Below are 14,707 nucleotides of genomic sequence, written 5' to 3'. Positions count from 1 at the left end.
CCTCGGCCGGCCGCCGTTCCGGCTAGATCGTTCCGACTATAGCCAGCATGGTCACGACACCCCAATGCCACCCGCCAACTACTGTCCGTCAGAATCGCCCTGACGTCCGATCAGCCCGGATCGGCCCCGTTCTGTCCTGACGGCGCGTTATGTCCCCTGCGGCGAGGCCGAATTGCCAGGTCGCACCGGGTGCGAGGGTGCGAGGGTGCGCCGGGGGTGGTGGGTGCGGCAGGTGCGGCGGGTGCGGCGGGATCAGGACCAGGCGGGGTCCTCGAAGGTCGGCATGGTGTCCGGCCCGCCGTCCCGGGCGGTCGGCAGCGGGCTGGGGGCGGGGCCGAACGGGGCGCTGCTGCCCGGGTCCTTCACCCAGGCGTCGGCGACCACCGTGACGTTGCCGGGGACGCCGACGCTGACGCTCACCCCGGTGCCGTCGGGGGCGGAGGCGGAGGCCAGGTCGGGGGCGTCGGTGTCGTGCAGGGTGTAGCCGAGGCCCCGCCAGTACGCCCGGACCTGCTCCAGCAGCCGGGGCCGGTTGGCGTCGGCCACCTTGGTGAGCACGTAGCGGCGCAGGGTCAGCTGCGCGGTGCCGTCGGCGTCGCGGGCGGCGTTCTCGTGCGGGACGGACCGGAACGCGTCGTCGGCGTACCGGACGGCGGGGGTGAGCGCCCCCGTGGTGCCGTCCACCAGTTCCTGCAGCCGGCTCCGGGCGGTGTCCAGCGCGACCAGCCGGCGGCCGCTCCGGGCGTCGCCGTCCCCGCCCCCGGACGAGCCGCAGCCCGCCGTGCCCAGCACCAGCACCAGCCCCGCGACGGCACCCGCTGTCCGCAGCCTCATCCGACTCCCTCTCCCCTCCCCGCCTGACCCGTTCCGTTCCCGGAACGGTCCTTCCGTCCCGTTCGTGGAACGGCCTGCCGCGTTCCGTCCCCGGAACGTTCCCCGACCGACCCTAGACCGACCAGAACGGGTCCTGCCGCCTGGGCATGGTGTCCATCGACCCGTCCGGGCCGATCGGCACCGTGCTGGCGCCGCCGAACGGGTACGAGACGCCGGGGGCGGCCAGCCCGTCCACCCGGGCCAGCAGCGTCCCGTTGCCCGCGAAGCCGATCCGGAACTCGGCCGTCCCGAGCGGGGACTTGGCCCGCAGCACGGGGAGCACCGGGTCGTCCTCGCCCTCCACCGTCCAGCCGCGCTCCCGCCAGGCCCGCCCGAGCTGGGCGAGCAGCTCGGGGTAGCGGCGTTCGGCCACCCGGGTCAGCAGGTAGCGCCGCTTCTCCAGGTGCGCGGTGCCGTCCGGCTCCCGGGTGAAGGCGTGCTCGTGCGCGACCGCGACGTAGGGGCCGTCCGCCCAGTGCACGGCGGGGGTGAGCGCGGCGGGGGCGGAGTCCAGCAGTTCGTCCACCGCGGACCGGGCCGCCAGCAGCTCGGGCGCCAGGTCGTCGTTCATCGGTACTCCTGTCCGGACACCCGGTCGCCGTGGCCGGAGACGATCAAGCCCATGTTGCGCAGCGAGTGCCCGTCCCGGCCGTCGCCCTGGTTCCAGTAGTCGGAGTGCGAGTCGAAGCCCAGCGGCCCGTCCGCGACGTCGAAGCGGTGCGCCCCGAACCCGCTGCTGGCCGGGTCCTGGCCGAACCACAGCTCGTGCGGGTCGTCGTGCCCGGCGATCTTGTCGCCGATGAACCCGCCGGCCGCCGCGCCCAGCGGCCCGGCCAGCAGCCCGCCGATGCCCGCGCCGATGCCGATGCCCTTGGCCTCGTCGTGGCTGGGCAGGTGCGAGACCGGGTCGTGCTCGGCCGCGCCGACCCACACGTGGTCCGCGCCGACGCCCAGTTGCGAAGCCCGCTGCGCGCCGGTGCCGGGAGAGCCGACCAGGACGATGTCGTCCGCGGGGATGCCGCCGGGGCGCTGCGCGGCCTGGCCGACGGTGAACGAGCCGTACGAGTGCCCGAGCGCGGTCAGGTGCGCGGGCTCGCCCTCGTGCGAGGCGCGCAGGCCCTGCAGGAAGCCCTGGTACGCCTCGCCGCCCTGCTTGGCGCGCTCGTCGCCGGCCACCGCGAACATGTCGGAGCTGAGGCCCTTGACCTGCGGGGTGTCGTAGCCCAGCCAGGCGATCGAGGCGGTGGAGCGGCTCGGGTCGAGGTCGTGCGCGGTCTGCCACAGGTCGCGGGCCCGGTTGGCGTCGCCGCCGCCCATGTTCTTGACCTCGGTGTTCAGCCCGGGCACGTACGCCACCACGTCGTCGGCGGTGTCCGGGTCGCCGTACGAGAGGGCGGCCCGGCCCTGGCCCTGGTCGCCGATCACCATCAGGTAGACCGGGGGCTGCTTGCCCTGCTCCTCGCGCAGCCGGCCCTGGATCGCCCGGAAGCCCTCCAGCTTCTTCGCGTCCCACTCGGAGAGGTCCTGGCGGGAGGAGAGGTCGGCGACCATCCGGTCCAGGTTGATCCGGTTGGCCTGGTCGCGGGCGGGCGTCGGGATGCCGTCGCGGTTGCCGAGCTCGGCCGGGTACGCCCGGAGCAGGCGCTGCTGCTCCTCCGGCGGGAGCGCCTTCCACCAGGCGTTCACCTCGGTGGGCGGGGCGTCCTGGCCGGGCATCCCGGCGTGCACCAGGTCCTCGGGGCCGCCGAACGGGACGACCGCGCCGAGCACGGCGCTGTTCAGCCGCATCGCGGCGGTGGCCGGGTCCAGCCCGGCGCCGGTGCGGGCGTCCTCGGTGTACTGGCGCAGGCGCCGCGCGGTGACCTGGTCGGCGTGCGCGGCCTCGGTGAGGGCGTCGGCGATCCGGTCGCGCAGTTCGGTGCCCTGCCGGGAGCGGTCCGGCGCGTCGGGGTCGTGGCGTTCGGCGGCGGTGGGCGGCGGCCAGGAGACCCCGCCGTCGTCGGCCACCGTGAAGCCGTGCGCGGCGGCGTCGGCGAGCGCGGCCCGCAGCTTGGAGCGGGCCAGCAGGAACGCCTCGGCGCCCTCCCGCAGCACGGGGGCGATCCGGGCCAGTTCCAGGTGGGCGGCGGTGAGCTTGCCGGTGGTCCGGGCCAGCGACTGCCGGGCCCCGTCGGCCGCGGTGCCGGTCCAGCCGGAGGCGCTCACCCGGCCGTCGACGCCGCCGCGCCAGGTGTCCGCGTGGCCGGAGAACTCGGCGGCCAGCGAGGCGTACGCGTCGGCGGCGGTGAACAGCCGGTCCGGGTCCGCGTCGCGGAGGGTGGGGACGTCCATGCTCACCGCCCCGTCAGCCCGGCGGCCGCGTCCTGCTCGGCGCGCCGGTAGTTCGCCGCGGTGCGCCGCAGGTTGTCGCCCTGCCGGTCCATCTCGGCGGAGAGTTCGTCCAGCAGCCGCTTCCACTGGTCGGTGCAGGCGTCCAGTTCGCCGCCGGTGCTCCAGCCGCGCAGCCCGGCCTCGGCCTCGTCGGAGGCGCCCAGCACCCGCGAAGTCCCGCCCGGCACCTGCTCGGCGACGCTGCCCGCGGTCTGCGCCGCCCCGTCCAGTTCGTCCGGCTCCACCCGGAACCCGCCGCCACCTCCGCCGCCCCCGCCGCCGTCCGGCCCCACGCTCAGCACGCCATCCCCCAACACCGGTGTCGGTCCGACCACTTGAGCGGGCCATGCTAGCGAATGCGCAGCCCGCGCCCGCTCCGGTTCACCACATCCGCACCCCCGGGACCGCCCCGTCGCCCGCCCTTCGCCGGCCGTTCCGCCACCGGATCGGGCGAACGCCGCTCCCGCCGCCCGCGTCACCCGATCCGGCACCAGGATGTGCGTTCAGGGGCTCGGGGAACGGCGGGGTCGTGGCTGCGGGAGGTTCACTGCCGTTGCGCGCCGCCGCTTCCGGTTCCTGTCCCTGCGCGCAGCAGCACGGACCTCCGAGGGGATCCGGCCGTCAGCAGCTCGGACCCGCCGTTCCCCGAGCCCTTGGCGGGGCCACTGCGCAGGAGCAGGGCGACCAGGACGGCGGTGGCGGCGAGGGTCGCGGAGCCGCAGCGCAGGGCGAGGTGCAGGGCGTCGACGAACGCGGTGTCGACGGCGGCCAGGACGGGCGCCGGGGCGGGGGCGGCGGCCGGGGCGGCGTGGCCGGTGAGGGCGGAGACCGCGTGCGGCACGCCGTCGGCCGACAGGCCCTGCCGGTGCAGGGAGTCGGCCAGTGCGCTCGTCAGCCGTCCGGTCAGTACGGCGCCGAGGACCGCGATGCCCAGGACGCCGCCGAGTTCGCGCAGCGTGTTGATGGTGGCGGAGGCCGTCCCGGTGCGCTCCGGGGCGACCCGGTGCAGCACCGCGATCGACACCGGGGTGAAGGTCAGGCCCATGCCGAAGCCGAGCAGCACCAGCGTCCACGCGTACGACCAGTAGTGCGCCTGCCCCGAGTACAGCGACAGCCCGCCGAGGCCCGCCGCGCACAGCGCGATGCCCAGCACCAGCGGCGTGCGCGGGCCGTGCCGGCCGGTCAGCCGGCCCGACAGCGGGGCCGCGAGGACGATCACGCCGCTCATCGGCAGCCCCGCGTACCCGGCGTCGGTCGGCGCCCAGTGCATCACGCCCTGCAGCATCAGCGGCAGGAAGAACAGGGCGCCGAACATGCCGAAGCTCACCATCAGCCCGCTCAGCATCGCCCCCGCGAGCACCCGGTCGCCGAACATCCGCAGCTCCAGCATCGGTTCCGCGACCCGCAGTTCGACCAGCGCGAAGAGCGCCAGCAGGACGGCCGCGACCGCCCCGCAGGCCAGCACCCGGGCGTCCGTCCAGCCCCGGCCCGGGCCCTCGACCAGCCCGTACACCAGCGCGCCCAGGCCGCCCGCGGACAGCAGCAGGCCCGGCAGGTCCACCCGCCGCTCGCGCGGCGCGACCACCGGCAGGACGCGGTAGGTCAGCACCAGGGCGAGCATCCCGATCGGGACGTTGATCCAGAACACGCTGGCCCAGCCGAACGCGTCCACCAGCGGGCCGCCGAGCACCGGCCCCACCGACAGGCCCAGCGCCGAGACGCCCGACCACAGGCCGATCGCCCGGGCCCGCTCCTTCTCGTCCGTGAACACGTGCCGCAGGATCGCCAGGCTGCCCGGCGTCAGCAGCGCCGCGCCCACCCCCTGCAGCATCCGGGCCGCGACCAGCGCCCCCGTCCCGCCGGCCAGCGCGGCCGCGGCCGAGCCCAGGGTGAACAGCGCCAGCCCGATCCGGTACACCCGGGTGCGGCCGTACCGGTCGCCGAGCGTGCCGCCGGTCAGCAGCAGCGCCGCGTACAGCAGGCTGTAGCCCTCGGCGACCCACTGCAGGCCGCTGATGCCCGCGTCCAGGTCCCGGCCGATCCGGGGGAGGGCGAGGTTGACGATGACGTTGTCCAGCATCGCCATGAACATCGTGACGCAGAGCGTGGCGAGCGCCCGCCACTTGTACCGGGCGCTCCTGGTGCCGTCCATTGCTTCCCTCCGGGCGTGCCGAGCAGTCCCCTAACGGTGTTAGGGGGCGCGATTGCGCACCCAGCATCGCCCTAACGGTGTTAGATTGCAAGCGCGAAACCGAGTCCGCCGCCCCGAGGAGCACCCGTGGCCCAGCCCCCCTCGCGCACCCTCACCCGCGAGCACATCGCCGCCGCCGCCCTGGCCGTCCTCGAACGCGAAGGACTCGCCGGGCTCTCCATGCGCAAGGTCGCCACCGAGGTCGGCGTGCAGGCCCCCTCGCTCTACTGGCACGTCCGCAACAAGGAGGAACTCCTCGACCTGCTCGGCGACGCGATCATCGCCGACGCCGAGATCCCGCTCCGCACCGGCGACTGGCGCGAGCAGTACCTGGAGTACGGGCGCCGCTACCGCGCCCTGCTGCTGGCCAAGCGCGACGCCGCCAAGGTCGTCGCCGGACGCCTCACCACCGGCCCCCGCGTCCTCGCCGTCCTGGAGGACCAACTCGACCGCCTGCGCGGGGCCGGCTTCGCCGACGCCGACGCCGCGATGGCCTCCTACCTGCTCTCCGCCTACGTCCAGGGCTTCGTCCTGCAGGAGCAGTCCCCGCTCTCCGCCGCCGAAGCGGCCGGCGCGAGCCGCGGCCAGGTCTCCCGCGCCGCCGGCGAGACCTTCCGCGCCCTCCCCGCCGAGACCCACCCCAACCTGGTCGCCCTCGCCGAGCACCTCACCGACCCCGACATGGACACCCGCTTCGAATTCGGCCTCCAGCGCATCGCGGACGGACTCGCGGCCCTGCTCAAGTAGGGCGCGCACGTACAGGGGCTCGGCAGAGCGTGCATACAAGCGTGCATACAGGGGCTCGGGGAACGGCGAGGCCCGGTCTGCTGACGGTGCACTGCCGGAGCGCGCATCGGCTTCCGGTTCTGTCCAAGGACACGCAGCGGCACGGCCCCGCCGTTCTCGGCCGGCCCCTGGTCACGCGTCCAGGTAGGGGGAGTACAGCGCCGACAGGAACCGCGTCGCCAACTGGTCGCGCAGGTGCGGGGGCAGCGCGTTCAGCAGGCGGTTGACGCCGGCCATCCGGGTGGCGGCCTCGGGGGAGAGGTCGAGGCCGGTGGCGGGCAGGAGGGCGGCGAAGGTCGCGTCGTCCAGGGTGGTGAAGTCGAGCCCGTCGAGCAGGGCGAGGATCTCGGTGGGCGGGGCGACCGGCCCGCGGGCGCGGACCGCGGCGACGCTCTCGCGCAGGGCGTCGAGCAGCGCGTCCACGCCGTGCCCGCTGACGCCGGTGAGCGTGACGTGCAGGCTGGCGGGCAGGCCGTCGACGCTCAGCTGGGGCTGGAGGAAGAAGCCGCGGGCGCGGGACTCGTCGGCGAGCTCCCACAGGTCGACGGGGTCGTCGCCCTCGGTGCCGATGGCGACCAGCGTCGCGTCCGGCGTGCCGAGCACCCGCAGGCCGTCGACGGCCCCGACGCCCGCGACCAGCCGCCGGGTGGCGTCGAGCGCCGCGCGCCCCAACTCCCGGTAACCGTCGGCCCCGAGGGCCTGCAGGGTGGCCCAGGCACCGGCCAGCGGGCCGGCGCCCTTGCTGCTCTGGACGGTGGAGTTGACCACCGGGTAGCCGGGCCACTGGGCGCAGGCGAAGTACGCGGCGAGCCGCATCGGCTGGTCGCGGAAGAGCAGCACGGACGCCCCCTTGGGCGCGTACCCGAACTTGTGCAGGTCGCAGGAGAGCGAGGTGACGCCGGGCACCGACAGGTCGAACGGCGGGACCTCGGCCCCGGCCTCGGCGAGCCAGGGCAGCAGCCAGCCGCCCACGCAGGCGTCCACGTGGCAGGGCAGGCCGCGCTCGGCGGCGGCCGCGGCGATCGCCGCGACCGGGTCGACCACGCCGTGCGCGTACGAGGGCGCGGAGGCGACCACCAGGACGGTCCGCTCGGTGCAGGCCGCGGCCATCGCCGCCGGGACGGCCCGGAAGGTCTCCGGGTCGACCGGCACCGCGACGACCTTGACCTTCAGGTACGTCCCGGCCTTGAAGAACGCGGCGTGCGCCGTCGCGGGCACCACGATCTCGGGCTCGGCGACCTCGGGCCGGGCGTCCCGGGCGGCCTTCACCGCGAGCAGGATCGACTCGGTGCCGCCGCTGGTGAAGATGCCGGGGGTGCGCTCGTCCCCGCCGAGCCGGGCGGCGACCGCGCCGACCACCTGGCGCTCCAGCGCGACGATGCTCGGGAAGGCCGTCGGGTCGAGGCCGTTGACCTCCAGCATGGCCAGGTAGGCGCCCTCGGCGGCGGCCCGCACCTCGGGCCGCCCGGCGTCGTAGGTGTAGGCGGTGGTGCGCCCGCCGCGGGTGGGCAGGTCGGCGGCGGTGAGGGCGCGCAGTTCGGCGAGCAGGTCCTCGGCGGGGCGGCCGGCGTCCGGGAGACCGGTCTGGCGGTCCGTCATGAGATTTCTCCAGCGGGTGAGTCGACGACAACGGCGGGGGTGGCGGCCCGAACGGCGGGGGTGGCGGCCCGGCGGCGCCCGTACGCGCGCAGCGCGGGCAGCGAGGCCAGCATCAGCAGGGCCGGGACGAGGCTGAATCCGAGCAGGACGCCCGCCCGGGCGGTGGCGGTCTGCGCGACGGGGTGGTCGGTGGTGGAGGAGGCGAACCCGGCGGCGGCCAGCGCCAGCGAGAACAGCCCGGGCCCGGCGGCCAGTCCGGCGGTCTCGCCCGCCGTCCACAGCCCGGTGAACGCCCCGGACTGCAGCCGCCCGGTACGGGCCGCGTCCGCGTGCACGGTGTCCGGCAGCAGCGACAGCGGCAGCACCTGCAGCGCCGCGTACGCCACGCCCAGCAGCGCGCACAGCACCAGCGTGGCGGCGACCCGCGCCGCCCCCGTCCCGGCGGCGGGCCACAGCGCGGCCGAGGCCAGCACGAACAGCACGGTCGCCGCGCCCAGGCAGCGCAGCCGCCCCCACCGGGCGGCGGCCCGGCCCCACAGCGGGACGGCGACGGCGCTCGGCGCGACCAGGCAGACGAACAGCACCGAGGTCAGGCCGTAGCCGCCCAGCCAGTAGGTGGCGGTGTACGGGGCGGCCGCCAGCATGATCGCCACCGCGGCGGCCTGCAGCACGAACGCGCCCAGCAGCGCGAAGAACGCCCGGTTGCCGCGCGCGGTGCGCAGCGCCGCCCGCAGCCCGAGCGGCTCCGGACCGGGCCGGGCGGGCACCCGGCGCGAGCCCAGCGCGGGCACCAGCAGTGTCGCCAGCAGCAGGACGGCGACCACGGCGCCCATCACCGCGTACCCGCGCCGCCCGTCCCCGGCCAGCGACACCACGGCCGGGGCCAGCCCGCCCGCGACCAGGATGCCGACGGTCAGGCAGACGATCCGCCACACCATGATCCGGGTGCGCTCCCCGGGCCGGTCCGACATCTCGGCGGGCAGCGCCACGTACGGGACCTGGAACAGCGCGAAGGCGCTGGAGGCCAGCACGAAGGTGACCGCGACCCAGGCGGCCGCGCCGGAGCCGGTCAGCGGGGAGAGGAACATCGCGGCGAAGGCCACCGGCAGGGCCAGCGCCCCGGCCAGCAGGATCCGGGTGCGGCGGCCGGTGCGCAGCGCCTCCCGGTCGCTGGCGGCGCCCACGGTCGGGTTGAACAGCGCGTCCCACGCCTTGGGCAGCGCCACGACCAGGCCCGCGACCCCGGCGGGCACGCCCAGCGCGTCGGTCATGAAGTACAGCAGCAGCAGGCCGGGGACGGTCGAGTGGATGCCCGTCCCGACCGAGCCGAGCGCGTACCCGGCGAGCTGCCGCCGGCCCATGCTGCCCGTGCTGCCCGTACCGCCCGTACCGTCCGTACCGTCCGTGCTGCCGGTGCCGCCGCCTATGCCGTCGGTGTCGCCGCCTATGCCGCCGCCTCTGCCGCCGCCGCTCACCGCTCGCCCCCGAGGCCCAGCTCGCGCAGCACCAGGCCGTGCAGGTGCTCCCGGAACCGCGGCACCTGGCCGCGGATCATCGACCGGCAGAAGCCGTGCACCGTCCACAGCACCGTCCACACCGCCAACTCGGCCCGCTCCGGCGGCACTTCGGGCAGTGCGGCGGCCAGCGCGTCGCGCACCGACTCCAGCAGCGGCCGGGTGTACTCCTCCTCCAGCCCGGCGAACTCGGCGGCGTCCGCCAGCCAGCGGCGCATCCACAGCGCGGGGACGTCCGGCCGCTCCAGGCAGAAGTCCAGGTACCGGTCGGCGAAGGCGACGGCCGCCCCCGCCGGGTCCGCGGCCGCCCGCGCCCCGAAGTCCCGCAACGCCCCTCCCACCGCCGCCAGTTCGGCCTCGTGCGCGCGCCGCATCACCTCCCGGTACAGGTCCGCCTTCCCGCCCACGTGGTACGCCACGGTGGCGACGTTCAGCCCGGCGGCAGCCGCGATGGTCCGGGTGGTGGTGCCGTCGTAGCCGTGCTCGGCGAACAGTTCGGTGGCGGCCGCGACGATCCGCTCCCGGCTCAGCTCGGCCTGGCTCGGGGCGGGGGACGGGGGTGGTGGCTCGGTCATGGCGGGGAGCGTACGCGCGCCACCTGCATCAATCAACCGTTTGATTGATGACGGCTCCATTAAATCCGCAGCGTTCGCAAACGCCGACGGGCCCCGGCGCGGTGCGACGGGGCCCGTGGTGGGAGCGGGGCCGGACGGGAGCGGGGGTCAGCAGTGCGAGACGGCTTCGCAGTCCTCCCAGCGGGTGCCGGTGTAGGCGTCCTCGGGGGCGCCCGCGGCGGGGGCGGTCAGCGACTTGGCCCGCTGCTGGGCGGTGCCGGCGGTGGTGGCGGCGGGGCCGGTGGCCAGGCGGACGGCGATCGCGTCCAGCACCGGGCGGGGGCTGGTGCCCGCGTAGTCGTTGATCAGCACGGCGAAGACCAGCCGGCGGCCGTCCGGGGCGGTGGCGTAGCCGACCAGGTTGTCGACGCCGCCCATCGAACCGCTCTTGGCGTGCACGTTGTTCTCGGCCTTGGTGCCGCGCATCCGGGCGGCCAGCGTGCCGCCGACCATCCGGTCCGGGTTGCCGGCCACCGGCAGCGCGTTGTACCAGGCGCCGAACCAGGGCTTGCCCTGGGCGAGTTCGAGCAGGCCGGCCATCTTGGCGGGGGTGATCAGGTCGTAGCGGGACAGGCCGGACCCGTCGACCTGCCGCCCGGCGGGGGTGCCCAGGCCGTTGGCCTTCAGGAAGCCCTGCACCTGGGCGACGCCGGTGGCCCAGTCACCGCGGCCGCCCTTGACCTTGCCGATCTCCTTGGTCAGGTGCTCGGCCATGCCGTTGTTGCTGATCTTGAGCATCGGGACGATCAACTGCGCCAGCGTCTGCGACTGGTGCGAGGCCAGCGGCTGCGAGTCCTCGGCCCCGCCCGCGGCCTGCACGCCCCGCTGCACGCTCACGCCGTGCCGGGCCAGCGCGCCCGCGAACACCTTGCCCGCGTACACCGACGGGTCCTCGACCGTCGCCCACGCGGTGACCGGCGCGGACCCCGCCGCGATGCTCCCCGACAGCAGCAACTCGTTGTTGCCGCGCCGCCGTTCGGCGTCGGCGGTGGTCGCGCTGCCGGCCGCCCCGGTGGCGACCTTCCCGGAGAACGTCATCGGCGCCTCGGCCGGGTTCAGGGTGACCTTCGCGGCCTCCCCGGCCGCGCCCGGCGCGATCGTCACCTGCACGGTGTCCATCAGGTACTCGGGGTCGTTGGCGACGGTGAGCCCGGATATCTGCGGGCTGTACGAGTACGCCTCGTCGTCCCAGGCCCAGCCCGGCCCGAGCGGCGTCGCGTCGTACCGGGTGCCGTCGGCCAGCACCCGGCCGGTGACGCTGGTGATCCCGGACGCGGCGACCCGCGCGGCCAGGTCGTCGAGGTCGGTGGCCAGCAGGGTCGGGTCGCCGCCGCCGCGCAGCACCAGGTCGCCGACCACCGTGCCGCCGTACCGCTTGCCGGAGGTGCGCACCTCGGTGGTGAACCGGTAGTCCGCCCCGAGCAGGTCCAGCGCCGCGGCCGAGGTCACCGTCTTGAGGGTGGACGCCGGGGTGAGCAGCGCCTGCGGCTGCCGGGCGTACACCACCTGGCCGGTGCCGGCGTCCAGCACCTCGATGCCGGTCTGGGCGTTGGCCAGCCGGGCGTCCGCCAGCAGGGCGTCGAGGTCGGCGGTCAGGGTGGCGTCGGCCGGGGCCGGGTCGTCGGCCTGGGCCGAGCCGGCGAGCAGGGAGGTGGCCAGGGCCGCGGCCGCGAACGGCAGGCTGCGGCGGAACATGCGGTGGCGGGACGTGCGTCCGGGCAAGGGTGCTCCAGGGTGCGGGAACGGACCGGGGCACGCGTCGGTCACGCCCCCGTTTTGCCATGGACATTACCATTTGACGGGGTATCAGCCGATCTTCCGGCCGGCCCCCTCGGTGCGTCCGGCTCCCTCATCCACGCGCCACCGCCGCGAAAAGTCGCACTCCCGCCCCGATAAACTCGCAATCCGCACGGAGGGCCACCCACGGGACGAGGAACATGGCAGCGCACGCAGGGCTGACGGTCGACCGCATCACCCGCGCCGCCGCCGAACTCGCCGACCGGGTCGGCATCGAGAAGGTCACCGTCTCCGCCCTGGCCCGGCAGTTCGGCGTCAAGGACGCCAGCTTCTACTCGCACGTCAAGAACCTGCGGGAGATCCGGACCCGGGTCGCCCTGCTGGCCTCCGACGAGATGAACCAGACCCTCGCCGCCGCCATCGCCGGCCGCTCCGGCGCCCAGGCCCTCGCCGCCTTCGCCGACGCCTACCGCGACTACGCCCTGACCCACCCCGGCCGCTACGCCGCCACCCAACTCCCGCTCGACCCGGCCGACTTCGCCGACACCGAGGTCCTCGCCCGGAGCATCGAACTCACCTACGCGGTGCTGCGCCACTACCGCCTGGAAGAACCCGCCCGCACCGACGCCGCCCGCCTGCTGCGCAGCACCTTCCACGGCTTCATCAGCATCGAGGCGGCCGGCGGGTTCAACCACCCCCGCACGGCCGCCGACTCCTGGCAGCGCATCGTCACCGGCCTCCACCACCTCCTCGACACCTGGCCCGCCTGACCGGGGGCGCGATCAGGGGCCCGGGGAACGGCGGGTCCGTGCTGCCGGCGGCCGGAGCCCATCGAAGGTCGGGGCCGGGTGCTTCTCACCCCCCGGGGCCCCGCTCCCTCACCCCTCCTTCCGCCCCGCCGGCAGGAACGCCGCCGGCACGGCCGTCAGCACCACGAACCCCAGCGCCCCCCAGAACGCCGCGCGGAACGCCCCCTCACCCGCCGCCCCGACCGCCGCGTGCCGCACCAGCAGCCCGACCACGGTGGTGCCGATCGCCGCCCCCAACTGCTGCGACACCGCGTTCGCGGTGGTCGCGGCGGCCACCGCCGCCGGCGGCAGCGAGTGGTAGAGCGTCACCATCACCGGCGCGGCGGCCAGCGCCAGCCCGACGCCCTGGACGAACAGCGCCCCGAGCAGCAGCGGCCCCGGCTCGGCCCGCCCGGCCGTCGCGAACGCCAGCAGCGCGGCCGCCACCAGCGCCAGCCCGGCCAGCACCAGGGCCCGCGGGTTGCTCCGGGCGTCGACCACCCGGCCGACCAGCAGCACCGCGACACCCGCGCCCGCGCCCTGCGCGACCATGATCGTCCCGGCCGCCAACGGGTCGTAGCCGCCCGCCCGTTGGAAGAACAGCGGCACCAGGACCACCGCCCCGTACAGGCCGAGGCTGTTGAGCAGGCCGACCGCGGTGGAGGCCGAGAAGGCGCGGTCCCGGAACAGCCCGAAGTCGATCACCGCCCCGGCCGGCCGCCGCCGCGCCCGCACCCCGTGCCAGATCAGCAGCGCCGCCGCGGCCAGTAGCGGCAGCAGCGCCCCGGCCACCGGCCCGTCCGCGCCCAGCCGGCCGAGGCCGAGCACCCCGGCCGCCAGCCCGGCGCCCACCGTGACCAGCCCGACCGCGTCCAGCCGCTCCGGCCGCGGGCCCCGGACGTTCGGCAGCAGCAGCGGCGAGAGCACCACGACCAGCAGGCAGACCGGCACGTTCAGCAGGAACACCCAGCGCCAGGACAGGCCCTGCAGCACCGCCCCGCCGAGCACCGGCCCGGCGACCGGCGCGAGCAGGACCGGCACCGCGATCAGCGACATCGTCCGGCCCATCCGCTGCGGCCCGGCCACCTGCACCACCAGGATCCGCATCAGCGGGAACAGCATGCCCGCCCCGAGCCCCTGCACCGCCCGGAACGCCACCAGCGACCCCAGCGACCAGGCCGCGCCGCACAGCACCGACCCGGCCAGGAACACCGCCAGCGAGCCCGTCCAGCAGGCCGCCGCCCCGAACCGCCGCGCCGCCCAGTCGGTCGCCGGGATCACCGCCGACATCGCCAGCAGGTACGCCGTCGCCACCCACTGCACCGCGGCCGGACCGGCCCCGAAGCGCAGGCCCAACCCGTGCAGCGCCACGCCCACCACGGTGGTGTCCAGCAGCGCGACGAACGCCCCCAGCGCGAGCACCAGCGCGGCCCGCACCAGCGGCCCGTCCAGCCCCGGCGGCCGGGTCGCCTCCTCCGCGCCCGCCCCGGCGGTCCGCGTCGCCGCCCCGCTCACGGCCCCAGCACCCGGGTCAGGAACGCCGCCAGGTTCGCCCTGGTCCGGGCGACCTTCTCCGCGGCGCCCAGGCTCTCCCGCATCCGCGCCCCGCCGGTCGAGGCCCGCTTGCGGCCCCGCACGTACAGCGAGCACGCCAGGTCGCCGCAGAAGTACTCGCCCGCCGAGGCGTACTCCTCGCCGGAGCCCCGCCCCGCCTTCCGCGCCGTCAGCAGCGCCACCCCGGACGCCGCGTGCACCGTCAGGCAGATCGAGCACATCGCCCCCTGCCGGGCCCCCGCCCCGGCCCGCTGCGCCCGCCGCAGCGCCACCCCGACCAGCCGTCCGCCGTGCTCGGCCACCAGGTACCCCCGGTCGGGCGCGCCCGGGTCCCGCCAGCCGAGGAAGTCCAGTTCCTCCCACGGCAGTTCGGACAGCCGCCGGGGCAGCGCGAGCCGCCCCGCCTCGCCCTTGGTGCAGTTGACGAACGATGCCCGGATCGCCGGTTCGGTCAACTCCTTCATGGTCCCTCCCGTCTCCGCTCAATCCTAGGAGTCCTAGGCTTGAGCCAAGATAGCCTAGGTGACCGGCTCGGCCAAGCCGGTCACCCGCCCCGGCCAAGCCGGTCACCCGCCCCGGCCCCGGGGATGCTCTTATGGATGTCAAGCAGCGGTGGTGAGCTGCTCGGCGGTGATTGGTGTGGTGCTGGGTGTGGTCAGGACCTGGTAGATCTCTCGGGCG

13 protein-coding genes are annotated in these 14,707 nt (G+C 75.7%); 2 read left to right on the top strand and 11 right to left on the bottom strand.

Features of this window, described 5'->3' with window-relative positions; translation table 11 throughout:
* Positions 1-252: 252 nt before the first annotated feature.
* The 5 genes from ACWEO5_RS18765 to ACWEO5_RS18745 all read right to left on the bottom strand — a co-directional run bounded on the left by ACWEO5_RS18765 (position 253) and on the right by ACWEO5_RS18745 (position 5,395).
* Positions 253-834: a hypothetical protein gene (locus ACWEO5_RS18765; protein WP_452163408.1), complete on the bottom strand. Its 582-nt coding sequence runs from the start codon at positions 832-834 to the stop codon at positions 253-255.
* Positions 835-946: 112 nt separating this feature from the next.
* Positions 947-1,444 (bottom strand): hypothetical protein, encoded by a 498-nt coding sequence (locus ACWEO5_RS18760; RefSeq protein WP_344554458.1) that lies wholly within the window; start codon positions 1,442-1,444, stop codon positions 947-949.
* Positions 1,441-3,204, bottom strand: a complete 1,764-nt coding sequence (locus tag ACWEO5_RS18755) for an alpha/beta hydrolase (RefSeq protein ID WP_452163407.1) — start codon at positions 3,202-3,204, stop codon at positions 1,441-1,443. The genes ACWEO5_RS18760 and ACWEO5_RS18755 overlap by 4 nt, the downstream gene beginning before the upstream one ends.
* A 2-nt stretch (positions 3,205-3,206) precedes the next feature.
* Positions 3,207-3,545 carry a WXG100 family type VII secretion target gene (locus ACWEO5_RS18750; RefSeq protein WP_452163406.1) on the bottom strand — a complete coding sequence of 113 codons (339 nt, stop codon included), beginning with the start codon at positions 3,543-3,545 and terminating at the stop codon, positions 3,207-3,209.
* A 242-nt stretch (positions 3,546-3,787) separates the two neighbouring features.
* The gene (locus tag ACWEO5_RS18745) at positions 3,788-5,395 is read right to left on the bottom strand and encodes an MFS transporter (RefSeq protein WP_452163404.1); all 1,608 of its coding nucleotides are present in this window, start codon (positions 5,393-5,395) and stop codon (positions 3,788-3,790) included.
* 126 nt (positions 5,396-5,521) lie between these two features.
* On the opposite strand from ACWEO5_RS18745, the gene ACWEO5_RS18740 reads away from it, so the two are divergent.
* The gene (locus tag ACWEO5_RS18740; RefSeq protein ID WP_452163402.1) at positions 5,522-6,181 is read left to right on the top strand and encodes a TetR/AcrR family transcriptional regulator C-terminal domain-containing protein; all 660 of its coding nucleotides are present in this window, start codon (positions 5,522-5,524) and stop codon (positions 6,179-6,181) included.
* Positions 6,182-6,352: 171 nt separating this feature from the next.
* Here ACWEO5_RS18740 and ACWEO5_RS18735 read toward each other — a convergent pair whose 3' ends face one another.
* From ACWEO5_RS18735 to dacB, 4 genes are all read right to left on the bottom strand, one after another.
* Positions 6,353-7,819 (bottom strand): pyridoxal phosphate-dependent decarboxylase family protein, encoded by a 1,467-nt coding sequence (locus tag ACWEO5_RS18735; RefSeq protein ID WP_452163401.1) that lies wholly within the window; start codon positions 7,817-7,819, stop codon positions 6,353-6,355.
* Positions 7,816-9,180: an MFS transporter gene (locus ACWEO5_RS18730; protein ID WP_452163400.1), complete on the bottom strand. Its 1,365-nt coding sequence runs from the start codon at positions 9,178-9,180 to the stop codon at positions 7,816-7,818. The genes ACWEO5_RS18735 and ACWEO5_RS18730 overlap by 4 nt, the downstream gene beginning before the upstream one ends.
* Before the next feature lie 110 nt (positions 9,181-9,290).
* A complete protein-coding gene (locus ACWEO5_RS18725; RefSeq protein ID WP_452163399.1) occupies positions 9,291-9,908 on the bottom strand; it encodes a TetR/AcrR family transcriptional regulator in 618 nt (205 codons plus the stop codon).
* 147 nt (positions 9,909-10,055) lie between these two features.
* Positions 10,056-11,669, bottom strand: coding sequence for a D-alanyl-D-alanine carboxypeptidase/D-alanyl-D-alanine endopeptidase (gene dacB, locus ACWEO5_RS18720; RefSeq protein ID WP_452163398.1), 1,614 nt, complete (start codon positions 11,667-11,669; stop codon positions 10,056-10,058).
* Between the two features lie 215 nt (positions 11,670-11,884).
* Here dacB and ACWEO5_RS18715 point away from each other — a divergent pair, with 215 nt between their 5' ends.
* Positions 11,885-12,454, top strand: coding sequence for a TetR/AcrR family transcriptional regulator (locus ACWEO5_RS18715; protein WP_452163397.1), 570 nt, complete (start codon positions 11,885-11,887; stop codon positions 12,452-12,454).
* A 108-nt stretch (positions 12,455-12,562) separates the two neighbouring features.
* Here the strand turns inward: ACWEO5_RS18715 and ACWEO5_RS18710 are convergent, their stop codons facing one another.
* Both ACWEO5_RS18710 and ACWEO5_RS18705 read right to left on the bottom strand, forming a co-directional pair.
* Complete coding sequence (locus tag ACWEO5_RS18710; protein ID WP_452163396.1) at positions 12,563-13,987, bottom strand: DHA2 family efflux MFS transporter permease subunit; 1,425 nt, start codon at positions 13,985-13,987, stop codon at positions 12,563-12,565.
* Positions 13,984-14,490 (bottom strand): FBP domain-containing protein, encoded by a 507-nt coding sequence (locus ACWEO5_RS18705; RefSeq protein ID WP_452163395.1) that lies wholly within the window; start codon positions 14,488-14,490, stop codon positions 13,984-13,986. The genes ACWEO5_RS18710 and ACWEO5_RS18705 overlap by 4 nt, the downstream gene beginning before the upstream one ends.
* Positions 14,491-14,707: the final 217 nt, after the last annotated feature.

Source organism: Kitasatospora sp. NPDC004272 (genome assembly GCF_053603035.1).
Note: the sequence above shows the minus strand (reverse complement) of the source record. Positions and strands in the feature narration are given on the sequence as shown.